General features: G+C 71.6%; 17 protein-coding genes, 1 tRNA gene and 2 pseudogenes. 11 read left to right on the top strand and 9 right to left on the bottom strand.

Translation table 11 applies throughout. The features are described 5' to 3' along the window. The first annotated feature begins 33 nt into the window (after positions 1 to 33). Positions 34 to 107: transfer RNA gene (locus tag OG332_RS19780), tRNA-Thr, on the top strand. A 64-nt stretch (positions 108 to 171) separates the two neighbouring features. Here the strand turns inward: OG332_RS19780 and OG332_RS19775 are convergent. After that, entirely contained in the window at positions 172 to 1,563 is a 1,392-nt protein-coding gene (locus OG332_RS19775; RefSeq protein WP_327414735.1) for an NAD(P)/FAD-dependent oxidoreductase, read from the bottom strand. Between the two features lie 155 nt (positions 1,564 to 1,718). Here OG332_RS19775 and OG332_RS19770 point away from each other — a divergent pair, with 155 nt between their 5' ends. From OG332_RS19770 to OG332_RS19750, 5 genes are all read left to right on the top strand, one after another. Continuing rightward, the gene (locus OG332_RS19770) at positions 1,719 to 2,459 is read left to right on the top strand and encodes a DsbA family protein (RefSeq protein WP_327414734.1); all 741 of its coding nucleotides are present in this window, start codon (positions 1,719 to 1,721) and stop codon (positions 2,457 to 2,459) included. 48 nt (positions 2,460 to 2,507) lie between these two features. After that, complete coding sequence (locus OG332_RS19765; RefSeq protein WP_327414733.1) at positions 2,508 to 3,407, top strand: aminoglycoside phosphotransferase family protein; 900 nt, start codon at positions 2,508 to 2,510, stop codon at positions 3,405 to 3,407. Between the two features lie 105 nt (positions 3,408 to 3,512). Next, entirely contained in the window at positions 3,513 to 4,676 is a 1,164-nt protein-coding gene (locus OG332_RS19760) for an IS701 family transposase (RefSeq protein ID WP_327419062.1), read from the top strand. A gap of 155 nt (positions 4,677 to 4,831) precedes the next feature. Beyond that, positions 4,832 to 5,365, top strand: coding sequence for a GNAT family N-acetyltransferase (locus OG332_RS19755; protein ID WP_327414732.1), 534 nt, complete (start codon positions 4,832 to 4,834; stop codon positions 5,363 to 5,365). Positions 5,366 to 5,414: 49 nt separating this feature from the next. Then, a complete protein-coding gene (locus OG332_RS19750) occupies positions 5,415 to 6,089 on the top strand; it encodes a pentapeptide repeat-containing protein (protein WP_327414731.1) in 675 nt (224 codons plus the stop codon). On the opposite strand, the gene OG332_RS19745 is transcribed toward OG332_RS19750, so the two are convergent. From OG332_RS19745 to OG332_RS19730, 4 genes are all read right to left on the bottom strand, one after another. Beyond that, positions 6,019 to 6,942: a hypothetical protein gene (locus OG332_RS19745; protein ID WP_327414730.1), complete on the bottom strand. Its 924-nt coding sequence runs from the start codon at positions 6,940 to 6,942 to the stop codon at positions 6,019 to 6,021. The two genes, OG332_RS19750 and OG332_RS19745, sit on opposite strands and share 71 nt — an antisense overlap. Then, entirely contained in the window at positions 6,939 to 7,442 is a 504-nt protein-coding gene (locus OG332_RS19740) for a hypothetical protein (protein ID WP_030718823.1), read from the bottom strand. The genes OG332_RS19745 and OG332_RS19740 overlap by 4 nt, the downstream gene beginning before the upstream one ends. A gap of 175 nt (positions 7,443 to 7,617) precedes the next feature. Beyond that, the gene (locus OG332_RS19735; RefSeq protein WP_327414729.1) at positions 7,618 to 8,241 is read right to left on the bottom strand and encodes a response regulator transcription factor; all 624 of its coding nucleotides are present in this window, start codon (positions 8,239 to 8,241) and stop codon (positions 7,618 to 7,620) included. Continuing rightward, positions 8,238 to 9,401: a sensor histidine kinase gene (locus OG332_RS19730; RefSeq protein WP_327414728.1), complete on the bottom strand. Its 1,164-nt coding sequence runs from the start codon at positions 9,399 to 9,401 to the stop codon at positions 8,238 to 8,240. Before OG332_RS19730 ends, OG332_RS19735 begins: the two co-directional genes overlap by 4 nt. Positions 9,402 to 9,773: 372 nt before the next feature. Between OG332_RS19730 and OG332_RS19725 the strand changes: the two genes are divergently transcribed. The 4 genes and pseudogenes from OG332_RS19725 to OG332_RS19710 all read left to right on the top strand — a co-directional run. Then, positions 9,774 to 10,337, top strand: coding sequence for a GlcG/HbpS family heme-binding protein (locus OG332_RS19725; RefSeq protein ID WP_327414727.1), 564 nt, complete (start codon positions 9,774 to 9,776; stop codon positions 10,335 to 10,337). Between the two features lie 41 nt (positions 10,338 to 10,378). Further along, the gene (locus OG332_RS19720) at positions 10,379 to 11,827 is read left to right on the top strand and encodes a M1 family metallopeptidase (protein ID WP_327414726.1); all 1,449 of its coding nucleotides are present in this window, start codon (positions 10,379 to 10,381) and stop codon (positions 11,825 to 11,827) included. Positions 11,828 to 12,107: 280 nt separating this feature from the next. Continuing rightward, positions 12,108 to 12,814 (top strand): annotated as a pseudogene (locus tag OG332_RS19715) (leucine-rich repeat domain-containing protein). 129 nt (positions 12,815 to 12,943) lie between these two features. After that, positions 12,944 to 13,289, top strand: a pseudogene (locus OG332_RS19710) (transposase); the annotation flags it as partial. Positions 13,290 to 13,350: 61 nt separating this feature from the next. Here OG332_RS19710 and OG332_RS19705 read toward each other — a convergent pair. The 3 genes from OG332_RS19705 to OG332_RS19695 form a co-directional block, all read right to left on the bottom strand. After that, positions 13,351 to 13,923 carry a dihydrofolate reductase family protein gene (locus tag OG332_RS19705; RefSeq protein ID WP_327414725.1) on the bottom strand — a complete coding sequence of 191 codons (573 nt, stop codon included), beginning with the start codon at positions 13,921 to 13,923 and terminating at the stop codon, positions 13,351 to 13,353. Between the two features lie 540 nt (positions 13,924 to 14,463). Then, the gene (locus OG332_RS19700) at positions 14,464 to 14,988 is read right to left on the bottom strand and encodes a GNAT family N-acetyltransferase (protein ID WP_327414724.1); all 525 of its coding nucleotides are present in this window, start codon (positions 14,986 to 14,988) and stop codon (positions 14,464 to 14,466) included. A gap of 130 nt (positions 14,989 to 15,118) precedes the next feature. Further along, on the bottom strand, positions 15,119 to 15,694 hold the full coding sequence (locus tag OG332_RS19695; protein ID WP_030718836.1) for a TerD family protein: 576 nt from the start codon (positions 15,692 to 15,694) through the stop codon (positions 15,119 to 15,121). 142 nt (positions 15,695 to 15,836) lie between these two features. Here OG332_RS19695 and arfB point away from each other — a divergent pair, with 142 nt between their 5' ends. Next, positions 15,837 to 16,262, top strand: a complete 426-nt coding sequence (arfB, locus tag OG332_RS19690; RefSeq protein WP_327414723.1) for an alternative ribosome rescue aminoacyl-tRNA hydrolase ArfB — start codon at positions 15,837 to 15,839, stop codon at positions 16,260 to 16,262. A gap of 17 nt (positions 16,263 to 16,279) precedes the next feature. Here arfB and OG332_RS19685 read toward each other — a convergent pair whose 3' ends face one another. Further along, positions 16,280 to 16,849: a flavin reductase family protein gene (locus OG332_RS19685; RefSeq protein ID WP_442816180.1), complete on the bottom strand. Its 570-nt coding sequence runs from the start codon at positions 16,847 to 16,849 to the stop codon at positions 16,280 to 16,282. Between the last annotated feature and the right edge of the window lie 96 nt (positions 16,850 to 16,945).

Below are 16,945 nucleotides of genomic sequence, written 5' to 3'. Positions count from 1 at the left end.
GCAAGAGCGGTCTGTGTAGAGTGATGGCGGCTTGCCTCCTTAGCTCAGCTGGCCAGAGCACCGCTCTTGTAAAGCGGGGGTCGTCGGTTCGAACCCGACAGGGGGCTCTGTGCCCGAAGGCCCCGGACCTGCATGGTCCGGGGCCTTCGGCATGTCCTGGGCGGCCGGGCTTCAGTGGCGGCCCGAGATGCGGTCCGCCAGGCGGGCCAGGGGTGTTGTCGTGGGGCGGTGGGTGGCCGTTTCGCGACGGTCGGCCTCGCGGTAGGCGGCGTAGAGGGCCTGGACGCCGAGCCAGCGGAAGGGTTCCGGCTCCCAGCGGCGGACCTTGTGGCCCACCCAGGGGAGGGCGGTGAGGTCGGTGGACTCGCCGAGGACGAGGTCGCGCAGGGTGCGGGCGGCGAGGTTGGCGGTGGTGACGCCCGAGCCGACGTAACCGCCGGCCCAGCCCAGCCCCGTGGTGCGGTCGAGGGTGACGGTGGCGCACCAGTCGCGGGGGACGCCGAGGACGCCGGACCACGCGTGGGTGATCTCCGTACCCGTGAGCTGCGGGAAGAAGGAGAAGAGGAGGTCGCGCAGGGATTCGATCGTGGCGGGCTGGGTGCGGCCTGTGTTTTCGGCGGTGGCCGCGCGTGATCCGAAGCGGTACGGGACTCCGCGCCCGCCGATCGCGATGCGGTCGTCCGCGGTGCGCTGGGCGTACATGTACGCGTGGGCCATGTCGCCGAGGACCGGGAAGTCCGACCAGCCCAGTTGGGCCCAGGTCGCGGCGGGGAGCGGGGCGGTGACGATCATCGAGGAGTTCATCGGCAGCCACGCGCGCTTCTGGCCCTTGAGGGCGGCGGTGAAGCCCTCGGTGCAGCGCAGGACGTACGGGGCGCGGACGGTGCCGTAGGGGGTGACGGCGCGGCGGGGGGCGATCTCGGTGACGGGGGTCGACTCGTGGATGACGACGCCGAGGCGTTCGCAGGCGGAGGCGAGGCCCTTGACCAGCTTGAGGGGGTGGATGCGGGCGCCGTGCGGGCTCCAGCTGGAGCCGACGGCGTCGGCGATGGTGATGCGCCGGTGGGTCTCGGTGGCGTCGAACAGTTCCCGGTCGCTCTCGCCGAAGGAGAGTTCGGCGGCGTGGAAGGCCTTGAGGCGGCCGAGCTGGGCGGGGGTGCGGGCGACTTCGAGGACGCCGCCGCGGTGGATGTCGGCGTCGATGCCTTCCTTGGCGGTGACGTCGATGACCTCGGTGACCGTCTCGTTCATGGCGTGCTGGAGGCGGCGGGCGGCCTCGTGGCCGTGGAGTGCGGCGTAGCGGTCGCGGCCGGCGATGCCGTTGTAGAGCCAGCCGCCGTTGCGGCCGGAGGCGCCGTAGCCGCAGAACTTCTGTTCCAGGACGGTGATGTGGAGGTCGGGGGCGGCCTGCTTGAGGTAGTAGGCGGTCCACAGGCCGGTGTAGCCGCCGCCGACGATGACGACGTCGGCGGTGCTGTCGGCGGTGAGGGGGGCGCGGGGTGGGGTGGCCGCGGCGTCCGGGTCGGTCGCGTACCAGAAGGAAATACCGCCGTTGATCGTCATGGGGGAGTTGGTACACCCGGTTCCGGCGGGGCGTCCAGGGGCTGGTTGTCGTGCGTTGGGGCGGGTTTCCAGGCCCGATGGCCGATGTGGGAGGGGTGGCGGGGACCGTAGGGTGGTGGGGGTTTTGTTGTATTTTCGGGTGAGAGGTCCGGTTGATGACGGGCGGCATACGCAGGGCAGGGCGCGCGGGGCGGATCGTCACGGGGATGGCGGCGGCGGTGCTGTCGGTCGGGGCGGTGGCCGGCTGCGGGGCGGACGGCGCCGGCGGCGGGAGCGGGAACGGGCGGGCCGGCGCGGACCCGGCCGCCGTGCGGACGAGTCCGATCGCGGACGTGCTGGCGAAGCTGCCGGCTCAGGTCGACGGGGCGAAGGTCGTCGTGGGGAAGCCGGACGCGCCGCGCACGGCGCAGGTGCTGGTGGATCCGCGGTGCGGCTCCTGCGCGAAGTTCGAGGCGGCCGGCGGTGAGACGCTGCTGAAGCTGGCGGCGGCCGGCCGGGTGAAGGTGGAGTACCTGCTGGCCTCCTTCCTGGACCGGGGCGGGGCGAGCGGGTCGGTGAAGGCGGTGAACGCGCTGCGGGCGTCGGTGGACGCGGGGCGGTTCGCGCAGTACCAGGCGGCGGTGTTCGCCAGTCGGCCGGAGGGGAAGTTCACGGACGAGCTGCTGCTGAAGATCGCTGACGAGGTGCCGGGGCTGCGGGGTGCGGCCTTCGACGAGGCCGTCGCGGGGATGGCGTACGAGGGGTGGGCCGGCGAGGCGGAGAAGGCCTTCGAGGCGACCGGCGCGCAGGGGACGCCGGTGGTGCTGGTGGACGGGCGGGCGCTGGGGGCGAGGGACGGCTCGATGTTCGACGCGCAGGCCTTCGCGCGGACGCTGCAGGGCGCGGGGATCGGTTAGCCGTCGCTGCGGGCCCGCCGGTGCGGCTTGCCGGGTTACCTTCGGATCATGGTGGACATCGGGGAGATTCCGGACGGGCTGGTCGAGGCGCAGCTCAGGTTCAACGGCGATGCGGGGCGGGAGTTCATCGCGGCGCTGCCGGGGCGGGCGGCGCGGTTCCTGGAGCGCTGGGAGCTGCGGTGCGCCGGGCCGGCCATGCACGGGGTGACGGCGTTGGTGCTGCCGGTGGAGCGGGCCGACGGGAGTGCGGCCGTACTGAAGCTGGTGTCGCTGGACGAGGAGAGCGCGGGGGAGCCGGTCGCACTGCGCGCGTGGGGCGGGCGGGGGTGCGTACGGCTGCTGGAGCACGACCCGGAGACGGGCACGCTGCTGCTGGAACGGCTGGACGAGCGGCAGCACCTGTCGGCACTCGCGCGGCGCGACGCGCGGCGGGCGGTGGGGGTGGCCGGGGAGCTGCTGGCGCAGCTGACGGCGGTGGCCGCGCCGGCCGGGCTGCGCGGACTGGGCGAGATCGCGGCGCAGATGCTGGAGGACGTGCCGCGGGCGGCGGGGCTGCTGGTGGAGGAGCGGGAACGGCGGGTGCTGCGGGACTGCGCGGCGGCGGTGGCGGAGGTCGCGGGCGAGCCGGGGGACCGGCTGCTGCACTGGGACCTGCACTACGACAACGTGCTGGCGGGCGGCCGGGAGCCCTGGCTGGCGATCGATCCGAAGCCGCTGGCGGGGGATCCGGGCTTCGATCTGCTGCCGGCGATCGTCAACAACTTCCGGCCGCAGGAGGTGCGGTGGCGGTTCGACCTGCTGGCGGAGGCGGTGGGACCGGACCGGGAACGGGCGCGGGCGTGGACGCTCGGGCGGGTGCTGCAGAACTCCCTGTGGGACGTGGAGGACGGGGAAGAGCGCCTGGACGAGGAGCAGTTGACCGTCGCGGAGGTGCTGCTCGGGCGCTGACGCGCAGGCGATCCGCCCCCTTAGTACTGCAACCGCATGTGGCGTGACGGTCGGTGAGGTTGCTCGTTGTTGTGACTGTGTGATGAATCGCTGACGGTTGAGCAGATCGAGTCGTGGTCCGAGGGTGTAGCGGGGTTGCATGCCCGGTTCGGGCATCGTTTTGGCAGGTCGGAGCCACGTGATCGGGCTCTGGACTACATGACGGGCCTGCTTGCGCCGCTAGAGAAGAAGAACGGGTGGACGCTGGCCGAGCAGGTCGGCCAGCTCCGCCCGGACGGTGTGCAACGCCTGCTCAACCACTCCGAATGGGACGAGAACGCGGTCCGCGACGATGTCCGGGACTTCGTCGTGGAGACCATCGGCGCCAAGGATGGCGTGCTCATCGGGGACGACACCGGGTTCCTGAAGAAGGGCACCAGGTCAGCAGGGGTCCAGCGGCAGTATTCCGGCACCGCTGGCCGCACCGAGAACTGCCAGATCGGCACCTTCCTCGCCTACGCATCCGCCAAAGGGCGGGCGCTGATCGACCGGGAACTCTACGTCCCGAAGTCCTGGACGGACGACCGCGACCGCTGCCGGGCAGCCGGGATCGACGACACCGTGCCGTTCGCCACGAAGATCGAGCACCTCAAGTGGATGCTGCAACGCGCCATCGACGCGGCTGTTCCCTTCGCCTGGGTGACCGCGGACGAGGCATACGGGCAGGTCAAGCACTTCCGCGCCTGGCTGGAAGAACGCCAGGCCGCGTATGTGCTGGCCACCAAGGTCAACGACACCGTGATCACCGCCGACGGCCGGGACGCCCGCGTCGACGAGCTGATCGCGGCCCTGCCGAAGCAGGCATGGAAGCGGATCTCCGCCGGAGCAGGCGCCCACGGCCAGCGGATCTACCACTGGGCCCGCGTCGCGATCCGGCCCGCCTGGGAGGGCGGATTCGGGCACTGGGTGCTCGCCCGCCGCAACCTGTCCGACCCCACCGACATCGCCTACTACGTCTGCTATGGCCCCGTCACTTCCCGGCTGAAAGACCTGGTCAGGACCGCCGGAGCCAGGTGGGCGGTGGAGGAATGCTTCCAGACCGCGAAGGGTGAATGCGGGCTCGATCACTACCAGGTGCGGCTCTACCGGGCCTGGTACCGGCACATCACCCTGGCCATGGCCGTCCTGGCCTACCTCACGGCCATCCGTGCCGCAGAAGCCGCAAAAGGGGCAGCGGAGATGACGAGCAAGACCTCATACCCCTCAGCGTCCCGGAGATCCGCCGGATGATCGGGCACGTCGTCGTCACGCCCCGCTGCCACAGCAACGAGCACCGTCTGCACTGGTCACGCTTCCGGCGCCGCAGCCAGGCCCGAGCCCGCCGCTGCCATTACCAACGCCGAGGCCACGACCCACACATGCGGTTGCAGTATTAGGCTGCGCGCATGATCCGTAGCGCTGAAGTCACCGACGTCCCCGTCATCCACGCGATGATCCGCGAACTCGCCGAGTACGAGAAGGTGCCGCACGAAGCGCGGGCCACCGAGGAGCAGTTGCGGGAGGCGCTGTTCGGGGAGCGTCCGGCCGTGTTCGCGCACATCGCGGAGACGGAGGACGGGGAGGCCGTCGGTTTCTCGCTGTGGTTCCTCTCCTTCTCGACGTGGCGCGGGGTGCACGGGATCTATCTGGAGGACCTGTACGTGCGGCCCGGCGTGCGCGGGGGCGGTCACGGGAAGGCGCTGCTGGCGGAGCTGGCGCGGACGTGCGTGGAGCGGGGCTACGAGCGGCTGGAGTGGTCGGTGCTGAAGTGGAACGCGCCGACCATCGCCTTCTACGAGGCCTTGGGCGCGCGGCCGCAGGAGGAGTGGTCGGTGTACCGGCTGACGGACGGGGCGCTGGCGTCGCTGGGCTCCGCCTGGGGCGGTCAGGCCGGTCAGGGTTCGAGGACTACCTTGCCGGTGCGTTCGTACCTGACCTGAGCAGGGTTGAAGTCGAGGGGTTGTCGGTGGGGTGGGCCACGATGGGGGCATGGCGAGCAAGGGGCAGCAGCGGACGGTGAAGGCGGCGCGACGGCCGGAGGTACGGCTGCCGGAGCTGGTGGCGTGGGAAGGGGGCGGGCTGGAGCCGGACGGGGACTACGACGGGATCGAGTTCGCGGACCTGGACCTGGCGGGGCAGGAGGGGATCGGGGCCCGGTTCATGGACTGCGCGGTGCGGCGCTGCGTACTGGACGAGGCGGGGCTGTCGAAGGCGCGGATCCTGGACTCGGTGCTGGAGGGGGTCCGGGGCGTGGGCACGGACCTGTCCGGGGCCTCGCTGCGGGACGTGGAGCTGGTGGACGCCCGGCTGGGCGGGGTGCAGCTGCACGGGGCCGTGCTGGAGCGCGTGGTGGTCCGCGGCGGGAAGATCGACTACCTGAACCTGCGCAAGGCGCGGCTCAAGGACGTGGTCTTCGAGGGGTGCGTGCTGGTGGAGCCGGACTTCGGGGGCGCGGTGCTGGAGCGGGTGGAGTTCCGGGACTGCGCGCTGCGCGGGGTGGACTTCAGCGGGGTGCGGATGCAGGACGTGGACCTGCGGGAGGCCGCGGAGCTGGGGATCGCCCGGGGAGTGGACGCGCTGGCCGGGGCCGTGATCAGCCCGGCGCAGCTGTTCGATCTGGCTCCGGCGCTGGCGGCGCAGCTGGGGCTGCGGGTGGAGGCGTAGCCGCTGCTTCGATGCGGCGGAGGACGTGCTGCCGGTGCGGCTCCGCCAAGCGGACGGGGCCGGGGAGGGCGAGCAGGTGCAGGTCGTCGAGCAGCTCCTCGCAGGCGCCGTGGGCGCGCAGCCGTGCGGGGGCGTGGCGTACGAACCAGGCGGTGAGCTCCTCGTGCACGGCCTCGTCCTCCTCCCGGGTGTTGCTCCAGGAGAACCACGGCAGGAGGCCCACCAGCAGCTGCGTCGTCCAGGCGTCGAGGGTCTCGGCCAGGTGGCGGTCGGCGACGGGGCCTTCGGTCGCCTCCCACACCGCCAGCCACGGGCCCAGCGTGCCGGAGGCCTCCCCGCACAGCGGCAGGAGGTCGTCCGCGGGGACGGCCGGGTCCGGGGTGCGGAGGGTGTGGGCCCACCAGGCGTGCAGGAATTCCCGTACGGCCGCGCTCTGCTCGGCGGGCCACCGCTGCCAGTCGCCGCGCTCGAACGAGATGCCGACGTGGTCGATGGCGTACGCGTGGGCGCCGAGGCCGGCGGTCAGCTCGCGGGCGAACTGCGGCAGGACGCGGCGGAGCACGGCGCCGTGGTCGCGCCAGTCGGGTGCGCTCCAGGTGCGGTGCAGCAGGTCGGGGTCGAGTTCCGTGTCGGGGACCTTCAACAGGGCGAGCTCCTCCGCGCTGCCCCAGTGGCAGTCGCACTGGACCTCGTCGGCCCGGGCCGTCATTCCGCGGAAGGTGACGGCCAGCCGGTCCAGGGCCCGGTCGAGCCGTGCGCGGGCGGCGGCCGCCTCGGGGTCGGCCCCCTCGGGGACGGCTGCGCGGGTGTCCGTGGCGTCGGCGTCCGTTGCGCCGGGATCGGTCGCGCTCACGCCGGGACGCGGGGGAACTTGGCCTGGAGGGTCCAGATGACGGGGTTGTCGGCGAGGCCGTCGTGCATGTCGATGAGGTCCGCGACGAGGTCGTGCAGGAAGTCGCGGGCCTCGCGGCGCAGCAGGCGGTGGCTGAAGGTCAGCGGGGCTTCCTCGGCCGGCATCCAGTCGGCCTCGACGTCGACCCAGCCGAAGCGGCGCTCGAAGAGCATCCGGTCCGTGGACTCGGTGAAGTCGAGCTCGGCGTGCTGGCGGTTGGCGGAGCGGTTGCCGCGGGGGTCCTGGTCGAGCTGCTCGACGATGTCGCACAGCGCCCAGGCGAAGTCCAGTACGGGCACCCATCCCCAGGCCGTGGACACTTCCCGGTCCGCGTTGGTGTCGGCGAGGTAGACGTCCCCGCAGAACAGGTCGTGGCGAAGGGAGTGGACGTCCGCCGAGCGGTAGTCGGTCTGCGGGGGGTCCGGGAAGCGCCGGGAGAGGGAGTAGCCGATGTCGAGCACGTACCCGATGGTGTCACGGGTCCCGGGGCGTCCCCACCCCGGACGGACGCAGGCCCCCGGACCTTCGCCCCGGTCCCGCCGGACGGAGTCTCCCCCGGCCACCGCTGGGAGGGGCCCCAGCGCAGCGGCCCGAAGCCTGTGAGGCGCCCCGGCGCCGAGCAGTGCGAGGGACGCGTCAAGAAGGGAGAAGGCGTTGTTCCTTCGCCACCGAGACCGCGCCCGCGCGGGTGTCGACGCCGAGTTTGTCGTAGATGCGGCCCAGGTGGGTCTTGACCGTGGCTTCGCTGATGAACAGGGCGCGGGCGATGTCGCGGTTGCCGAGGCCGCGGGCGAGCTGGCCGAGGATGTCCAGCTCGCGGTCGGTCAGTGTGGGGCGGGTGCCGCGCATGTGGGCCATCACGCGGCTGGCGACGGGCGCGGACAGGGTGGTGCGGCCCTGGGCGGCCGAGTGGATGGCGGCGAAGAGCTCCTCCGGGCGTTCCGCCTTGAGGAGGTAGCCGGTGGCGCCCGCGCCGATGGCCCGGGTGATGTCCGCGTCGGTGTCGTACGTGGTGAGGACCAGGACGTGCGGCGGGTTGGGGGCGGTGGTGATGCGGCGGGTGGCCTCGACGCCGTCGATGCCCTCGCCGAGCTGGAGGTCCATGAGGACCACGTCGGGGCGGAGTCTGGCGGCCAGGGCCACCGCCTCCTCGCCGCTGCCCGCCTCGCCGAGGACCTCGATGTCCGGCTCGCTGCCGAGGAGGGCGAGCAGGCCGGCGCGGACCACCACGTGGTCGTCGCAGAGCAGGATCGTCGTCATGGGGCCGGCTCCAGGGGGATGGCCGCGGAGAGGACGGTGCCCTCGCCCGGCGTGGATTCGATCGTGAGGGTGCCGCCGAGCTGGCGGACGCGGGCCCGCATCGCGGGGAGGCCGTGCCCGCGTTCGGCGGCGCCGGTGCGGGGCTCGGTGAACCCGTGGCCGTCGTCGGCGACGTCCAGGACCACCTGGTCCCCGAGGAAGCTGAGGGTGAGTGCGGCCGTGCGGGCGCCGGAGTGCTCGCGGACGTTGGCCAGCGCGCCCTGGGCTATGCGCAGCAGGGCGGACTGGACGCGGTCCGGGAGCGGGGCGGGGGTGCCTTCGAGGTGGAAGCGGACCTCGATGTCCGGGCCGGCGTCCAGGGTGCGCAGGGCTTCGGCGAGGCCGGCGCCGTCGGCGAGCTCGGACGGGGCCAGGTCGTGGACGAGCCGGCGGGCCTCGGCGAGGCCGTGTGCGGCGATGCCGGTGGCGGTACGGACGTGCGCGCGGGCGGTGGCCGGGTCGGTGTCCCAGGTGCGGTCCGCGGCCTGCAGCAGCATCTGCTGGCTGGACAGGTTCTGGGCGAGGGTGTCGTGGATCTCCATGGACAGCCGCTGCCGTTCGGCGAGGGTGCCCTCGCGGCGTTCGGTGGCGGCCAGTTCCCGGCGGGTGCGGATCAGGTCGCCGATCAGCTCCCGCTGGGCCTGGGCCTGGCGTTCCATGTGGACGAAGACGGCGGTGGCGAGGGCGGCGACCGCGGGCGGGGCCAGGAGCAGGTTGGGGTCGAAGGCCTTGGACAGCTTCAGCTGGGCGATCACCACGAAGCCGGTGAGGAGGGCGACCAGGACGACGGCGGCGCGGGGCGGGAGGGTGCGCAGGGCCGTGAAGAAGAGCGGTACGGCGCACCAGGCGAAGCTCGGCGCGAGGACGACCAGGACCACCCAGGTGGTGACGACCAGGCCGAGCCAGAGGAGCCGGCGGGCGGTGGGGGCGGCGCCGAGGGCGGGGCCGAGCACGTAGAGCAGGGCGAGGGTGATGCTGAGGGCGATGATCCACGGGGTGCGGGGTTCGCCGGGGTGGCGCAGGAGGAAGCGGAGCAGGGAGGCGCCGAGGAGGAGGAAGAAGGCGGTGTGGGCGACCGTGGCCAGCGTCCGGGTGTCGGGTTTGCGGGTGGGGTGGCTCACCGGGGCTCCTGGTTCGCGGGTGTGTCCATTGTCGCCGGTGGCGGTGCGTCGGGCGGGTGCGGAGCCGCCGCCGCCGCTCCGCCCCGGACCCTCCCCCAGACTCCGTCGGGACCCCCACGCCTCGAACGCCGGCGGGGCCGGATGGTGAGCCTCGGCTGGCGCAGGGGCCTGAACAGGAAATACCGCGCCGGAGGCGGGCCGCATCGACCGATCGGATGACCCTGGGGTCAACCGGTGCGGTGGGCGGGGCGAGCCGGTACGGGGACGGGGCGGCGGGGGGTTCGGGGACAGGCTTGGAGCAGTGAAGGAGCCGGCCCGACCGGCCCGGACCGACCCGATGCCGTCACCGTGTCACCGTTCTCAGGAGCAGAGATGAACACCCGCACCCGCGTCCTCACCGGTACCGCCCTCGCCGTCGCCCTGGGCGCCGGAGCCTTCGGTGCCGTGAGCGCCAGCGCGACCCCCGCCGCCGCTCCGGCCGCCGCCTCCGCCGCGGTCGCCGCGAAGAAGGACGGCCCGAGCGACAAGAACTTCACCACCACGACGCACCTCACCGTCGACGCCGCCACCCGCGCCGCGCAGGCCGCGCTGCAGGCCGCGCAGGCCGAGAACCAGAAGGTGACGGTCGCGGTGGTGGACCGCAACGGCAACACCATCGTCACCCTGCGCGGCGACGGCGCCGGCCCGCAGTCCTACGAGTCGGCGCAGCGCAAGGCCTTCACCGCCGTGTCCTGGAACGCCCCGACCTCGGTGCTCGTGGGCCGCCTCGCCCAGACCCCGAACCTGAAGGACATCCCCGGCACCCTCTTCCTCGGCGGCGGCACCCCGGTGCAGGCGAACGGCGCGCCCGTCGCGGGCATCGGCGTGGCCGGCGCCCCGAGCGGCGACCTGGACGAGAAGTTCGCCAAGGCCGGCGTCGACGCGCTCGGTAAGTAACGTAAGTAACCCGCACGGGTGGCCCGCCTAGGATCACGTGCGTGGAACACCGCGCGCTCTCCCGTCTCGCCGTCCCTGCCGTCGCCTCCCTCCTCGCCCTCACCACGGCGTGTACGGGGGGCACGGTGCAGGGACGGCCGGGCGCGTCGGGGCTGCGCGACCCGTACTTCCCCAAGGCCGGCAACGGCGGCTACCAGGTCGACCACTACGCGCTGGACCTGGACTACGACCCCGCCGACGGCGAGCTGCACGGTACGGCCGTCATCACCGCCCGCGCCGAGCAGGGACTCAGCTCCTTCAACCTCGACCTCAGCGGCCTGAACGTCGAGGGCGTGACCGTGCAGGGCGTCGGGGCCCGGTACAACCGGACCGGCAACGAGCTGACCGTGCGCCCGGCCGAGGACCTGAAGAAGGGCGAGGTCTTCCGTACGGAGGTCGAGTACGGCGGGAAGCCGAAGGCCCTCACGGATCCGGACGGGGCCAAGGAGGGCTGGATCACCACCGAGGACGGCGGGGACGGGCGGGGCAGCGCGGCGGCACGGGCCGGCGCGGTCGGCGTCGGCGAGCCGGTCGGATCGATGACCTGGTTCCCGGGCAACCACCACCCCAGCGACAAGGCCACGTACGACATCACGCTCACCGTCCCGCGCGGCTACGAGGCCGTGTCCAACGGGGAGCTGCGCTCCCGGACCGAAGGCCCGGACGGGCGGACCGCGTTCGCGTGGCACAACCCGGAGCCGATGGCGAGCTATCTGGCCACCGCCGTCGTCGGCCCGTACAAGGTGACGACGGGGCGGACGCCGTCGGGGACCGGCCTCTACAAGGCCGTGGCGCCCGGAGAGGCGGCCGCGAGCGCGGGCGCGCTCGCCCGGCTGCCGGAGATGGTGGAGTGGGGCACCGGCCGGTTCGGCCCGTACCCCTTCAGCACGGCGGGCGCGGTCGTGCTGCCGGCCGGGACCCTCGGCTACGCGCTGGAGACCCAGACGAAGCCCGTCTTCTCCGGTGCGCCCGAGAACGAGGAACTCGTCCTGCACGAGCTCGCCCACCAGTGGTTCGGCAACTCGGTGTCGCCGAAGACCTGGAAGGACATGTGGCTCAACGAGGGCTTCGCGACCTACGCCGAGTGGCTGTGGGCCGAGGACCACGGCGGGCCCACCGCGCAAGCGCACTTCGAGGCGTTCCTGGCCGGCGACACGGCCGTCGACGAGGAGGCCGCCTCCGACTGGGACGCCTTCCCGCCGGCCTCCCCGCCCGGGCCCGACCACATCTCCGACGAGCCGGTCTACTACCGCGGTGCGATGGTCCTGCACCGGATCCGCCAGGAAGTGGGCGACGAGAAGTTCTTCGCCCTGGTGCGCGGCTGGGCTGCGGACCACCGGCACGGGAACGCGAGCACGGCCGACTTCACCGCCTACGCGCAGGAGAAGACGGGGCACGGCCTGAAGAAGGTCTGGGACGTCTGGCTGTACGGCGAGGGCCGCCCCAAGTAGTACCGGTACCCGTGTACGGGCTGGTCGTGCGTGGGTGGTGGATGTGACCTGCCCGGTCACTCAGGGATGACCTGGGGCGGGAACGGCAGATTTCACATTGTTGCGGTTGATGCAACGCCTTCGTGGCTGATGATGCGCCGGGGTCGGCGCGGCTCGGAGGAACCGCCGGGCGGTCCGATTTCTGGCGTGTTCTGCCGGCCCCGTCGCCGCCGAGGGAGGTCCCGGACGAGAATCGGAGCCCAGGATTGTTGACGAAGGGGAGACGGCTGTGAGGCACACACTGAACTTGTGGCGTCAAGAGCTGGGAGAGGTGCCCGAGTCGGTCTGGCGACAGACCGAGCTCGATGTACTGATCCTTGCGGACAACGGACTTACGGCCCTACCACCGGACATCGGGCAGCTCCACCGGCTGAACACCCTGGACTTGGGCCACAACGCGCTGACGTCGGTGCCCGAAGAACTCGGCAAGCTCACCGAGCTCAGCGACTGCCTCTACCTGCACGACAACCAGCTGTCTCGGATTCCCGACTCTCTGGGAACTTAACCCGGTTGCGTTACCTCAACGTCGGTGAGAACTCCCTCACCACCCTGCCAGAGACCATCGGTGGGATGAGCGGCCTGATCGAGTTCAGGGCGCAGCACAACCGGCTCACCGCCCTGCCCGATGCCATCGGCCAGCTCCGCTGCCTGCGTGAGCTGTGGCTCCGAGGGAACGCGATCGAGCACTTGCCGTCCTCAGCAGCCGAGCTGCATGAACTGCGCCACCTGGACCTACGCGAGAACTCGCTGACCGAGGTGCCGGAGTCACTGGCCGGCCTCCCGCGGCTGCGTCAGATCGACCTGCGGAGCAACCGCCTCGGCCAGCTGCCCGACTGGCTCGCCGTGATGCCATCGCTGGAGAAGCTGGATCTACGCTGGAACGAGGTCGATCCCTCCCTGCCGCTCCTCAGCGAGCTGGAGCGGCGGGGGTGCGTCGTCTTGACGTGACGGCGACGACTCCCTCGCGCCACGGTGACGCTATTTCTCGTGAACAAGCACGCGCGAGTTGATCACTCAACGCCGCTGAAACTGGTCGACGAACGCTGTCGCTGGAGATGAACGAAGTCAGGTGGGTGTGGCGGGCTGACCACGGAGGTATCTCGCAGCCGACGGCCAATGCCGGCTCCTGGCCCTCGTTCTCACCGCCGGACAGGCCGGTGACGCAACCGCCTTCGCGGACGTCATGGCACGCGCACGCGTCCCACGTCGACGCGGACGGCCCCGGAACCGGCCAGACATGGTCTTGGCCGACGAGACCTACTCGTCGCACGCCATCCGCGCGCACCTGCGTAAGCGCGGTATCCGCATGGTGATCCCTGTCCCCGCGGATCAGCGGGGCCACCGGTTGCGTCGAGGCAGCCGTGGCGGCAAGCCACCCACCGTCGACCGTGCTGCATACAAACAGCGCACCACGGTCGAGCGGTGAGCCAACGCGTGCCGGCCAGGACGAGTGCCTCGATGGCGGGGCGCGCGCGGGAGCCTTGTCAGCGGACGACGTCGAAGACGTTCTTCTGCAGGCCGTTGGCGTAGGCCTCGTGCTCGACCAGCTTCAGCTTCTGGGTGTCCTTGTCGGTGGCGCTGAAGAGCCGCTTGCCCGCGCCGAGCAGCAGCGGGAAGACGAGCAGGTGGTAGCGGTCGATCAGGCCGGCGTCCGAAAGGGCCCGGTTCAGGGAGGCACTGCCGTGGATGATGATCGGGCCGCCCTCCGTCTCCTTCAGCGCGGCGACTTCGTCGAGCGTGCGCAGGATGGTGGTCTCGCCCCAGTTCGAGACCAGGTCGTCCTCGGTGAGGGTGGTGGAGACGACGTACTTCGGCATGACCTTGTAGTCGGCGAAGTCCTCCATGTCGGGCCACACCGGGCTGAACGCCTCGTAGCTGGTCCGGCCCATCAGGATCGCAGCAGCTTCCTTCTGCTCCCGGCCCTTGATCTCGAACGCCTCGGGGAGGAACTCGACGTCCTTGAAGGTCCACCCAGAGTTCCGGTATCCGGGCTCGCCGCCCGGGCCCTCCACGACGCCGTCGAGCGATATGAAAGCGGTGCTGATCAGGGTACGCATCTCAAGTTCCTCGGTGTCTCGTGTCTGGTTCTCAGCGGGTTCGGCCGGTGCACGCTTCGACCACACCCGTGGCTGCGGTGCAGCAATCATGATCTATGACTGTGGATCACGGAGAAACTCATCGGTCGTCGCCCGCCCTTTCCGGCGGCCTCGGCCATCCGGCTCACCTTGGTGAGCCGGATACGTGCCCGATCGTAAGAACCTTCAGCACCGCAACAGCGATGCGCGGTGCAAAGCCGCAACGGGTGGCGCGGCAACGTGTTGTAGTCGGACTCGGTGAAGCAAACGAGACGGCTTGAGCGGCTGCGGCCCAGCCCATGGCAGCCACAGCACGTGGAGGGGCCTGGTCACTGGTCGAGAGCTCTCATGCGGTTCGCGTACTCGCGACGGGCCTTTCGCTGCGCCAGGAGCGCTGAGCCGTCGCGCGGTTGACGGCGGTCAGGAGCGCTGGCACCTCAACATGCGGCCCTGACGGATCTGGGAGTCCGGCCCCAAGCTGAGGAGTAGCGCACAGTCGAAGTACTGCCTCTCCACCAGGATCTACGGGGCTTCGAGCGGCTTGCGCAGCACCGTGCAGCCGCGGCCGAGCCCGCGGTCCTTGGCCCGGCGCAGTTCGGCGTACCCCTGGGACTGCCAGAAGGCGAGGGCCTTGTGGTTGTCGTCCAGTACGGCGATCTGCACGCCCGTGCGTCCGGCGGCGCGGAAGCGGTCCTCGACGAGGGTGGCCACGGCGCGGCCGTATCCCTCGCGGTGCGCGGTGGCGTCGATGAGCAGCAGGCCGATCCACGGGTCGGTGCCGGCGGAGGCCGGGTCCGGGTGGTGGGCCAGGGTGGCGGCCAGGCCGACGAGGCGGCCGGCGGAACGGGCGAGGAGGACCTCGGCGCCGTCATGGGCGAGCTCGTCAGCGAGGGCGGCCGCGACCTGTTCGACGGTGATGCGGTCCGGGTCGGGGAAGTCGCCGCTGAGTTCGAAGAACGCGTGGTTCGTCGAGTAGAGGGCGGCGATTTCGGTGAGCACCGGGCCGGGGAGGGCGCCGTCGACGGGGACGAGCGGTTGGAGGATCACCTACCGAACGGTAGCGAAGCCCCCCTCCCCGGACGGCCGGGAGGGGGGCTTCGCCACCGCTGGTGTCCGCTCGGCGATCAGCGCCCGACCTGCAGGGCTGACCGCCGGGGCGGGCGGGCGGCTGCCGGACTCAGACGTTGACGCCGAAGTCCTGCGCGATGCCGGTGAGGCCGGAGGCGTAGCCCTGGCCGACCGCGCGGAACTTCCACTCGGCACCGTTGCGGTAGAGCTCGCCGAAGACCATGGCGGTCTCGGTCGCCGCGTCCTCGGAGAGGTCGTAGCGGGCGATCTCGGCGCCGCCGGCCTGGTTCACGACGCGGATGTACGCGTTGCGGACCTGGCCGAAGTTCTGGCTGCGGGCCTCGGCGTCGTAGATGGAGACCGGGAAGACGATCTTGTCCACGTCGGCCGGCAGGCCGGCGAGGTTGACGTTGATGGCCTCGTCGTCGCCCGCGCCCTCGCCGGTGCGGTTGTCACCGGTGTGGACGATGGTCTGGTCCGGGGTGGACTTGTTGTTGAAGAAGACGAAGTGGCCGTCGGAGACGACCTTGCCGGTCGGGTTGACCGCGATGGCCGAGGCGTCGAGGTCGAAGTCGACACCGGTCGTCGTACGGACGTCCCAGCCGAGGCCGACCGTGACGGCAGCGAGGCCGGGGGCCTCCTTCGTGAGCGAGACGTTGCCGCCCTTGGACAGGCTGACAGCCATGGGAATGTCCCTTTCCTCATCCAACATGCACGTACAGGCGGTCAAACTACCGCTGCCCCCTATAACGCGACGAGAGGCCTGTCGGGTTCCCGCCGTGAAATCTGAGTGACGGGGACGGGGGCGGGCACGGATCATAGGGGGCATGCCTGGTCCTTATGTCATCCGCGGTTCGGTCGTGCTCCCCGAGGGCGAGCTCGCCTGGCGCTTCTCGCGGTCCTCCGGGCCCGGCGGACAGCACGTCAACACCTCCGACTCGCGGGTGGAACTGATGTTCGATCTGGCGGCGACGAAGGCGCTGCCGGACGTGTGGAGGGAACGGGCGCTGGAACGGCTGGCGTCCCGCCTGGTGGGCGGGGTGGTGACCGTACGGGCCTCCGAGCACCGCTCGCAGTTCCGCAACCGCGAGATGGCGCTGGTCCGGATGGCTTCGCTGCTGGCGGAGGCAACGGCTCCGCCACCGAGGCAGCGGCGGGCGACGAAGATCCCGCGGGGGATCAACGAGCGGCGGCTGCGGGAGAAGAAGGCACGGGCCGAGACCAAGCGGGGGCGGACCGGAAGGGACTGGTAGCCCCCCGTGGCTACCCGCTACTGGCCCAGGTGCCGGTAGCGGCCGCGGAAGTAGGTCAGGGGCTGATGGTCCGGGGACGGGAGGGCCGCCGTCAGGACGCGGCCGATGACCAGGGTGTGGTCGCCCGCCTCGACGCGGTTCTCGGTGCGGCACTCCAGGGTGGCCAGGGCGCCGGTCAGCAGGGGGGCGCCGGAGGCCTCGCCGCGTACGTACGGAAGGTCCGCGAAGAGCAGCCGGTCGCTGATGCGGCCCTTCATCGCGAAGCGGCCCGCGACCTGGAGCTGGTGGTCGGCGAGGACCGAGACCGCCCACAGGGGCTGCTCCTCGAGCAGGTCGTCCATCCGGGAGCCCTCGCGCAGGCTCACCAGGACCAGCGGCGGGTCCAGGGACACGGACATGAAGGCGGTCGCCGTCATGCCGACGTCCTCGCCGCGCGGGCCGTCCGCCGCCAGGGGGGTCTCGTGCGCGGTGATCAGGCACACGCCCGCCGCCAGCGTGGACATCGCGGCCCGGAACTCGTCATTGCTCACTCCCTCAGCATGCGGGTCTGCGTGGGGCGGGCGGGGCACGGGGGTCGTTTTCAGCACGGTGGAACGCTAATCTCGCCCTTCGCTCCGCACATCGGGCCCTGGTCCGAGTCGCGCCCCCGCCCCTTGGCCTAGGCCCCGGGCGTATCGTTTGCT

The organism is Streptomyces sp. NBC_01233 (assembly GCF_035989305.1).
Taxonomy (GTDB): domain Bacteria; phylum Actinomycetota; class Actinomycetes; order Streptomycetales; family Streptomycetaceae; genus Streptomyces.
Note: the sequence above shows the minus strand (reverse complement) of the source record. Positions and strands in the feature narration are given on the sequence as shown.

Excerpts from the sequence above, each read along its gene's own strand:
- OG332_RS19725 (WP_327414727.1), top strand. The coding sequence starts at position 9,774 with ATGAACACCCGCACCCGCGTCCTCACCGGTACCGCCCTCGCCGTCGCC.
- OG332_RS19770 (WP_327414734.1), top strand. The coding sequence starts at position 1,719 with ATGACGGGCGGCATACGCAGGGCAGGGCGCGCGGGGCGGATCGTCACG.
- OG332_RS19750 (WP_327414731.1), top strand. The coding sequence starts at position 5,415 with ATGGCGAGCAAGGGGCAGCAGCGGACGGTGAAGGCGGCGCGACGGCCG.
- arfB (WP_327414723.1), top strand. The coding sequence starts at position 15,837 with ATGCCTGGTCCTTATGTCATCCGCGGTTCGGTCGTGCTCCCCGAGGGC.
- OG332_RS19775 (WP_327414735.1), bottom strand. The coding sequence starts at position 1,563 with ATGACGATCAACGGCGGTATTTCCTTCTGGTACGCGACCGACCCGGAC.
- OG332_RS19705 (WP_327414725.1), bottom strand. The coding sequence starts at position 13,923 with ATGCGTACCCTGATCAGCACCGCTTTCATATCGCTCGACGGCGTCGTG.
- OG332_RS19755 (WP_327414732.1), top strand. The coding sequence starts at position 4,832 with ATGATCCGTAGCGCTGAAGTCACCGACGTCCCCGTCATCCACGCGATG.
- OG332_RS19695 (WP_030718836.1), bottom strand. The coding sequence starts at position 15,694 with ATGGCTGTCAGCCTGTCCAAGGGCGGCAACGTCTCGCTCACGAAGGAG.
- OG332_RS19765 (WP_327414733.1), top strand. The coding sequence starts at position 2,508 with ATGGTGGACATCGGGGAGATTCCGGACGGGCTGGTCGAGGCGCAGCTC.
- OG332_RS19735 (WP_327414729.1), bottom strand. The coding sequence starts at position 8,241 with ATGACGACGATCCTGCTCTGCGACGACCACGTGGTGGTCCGCGCCGGC.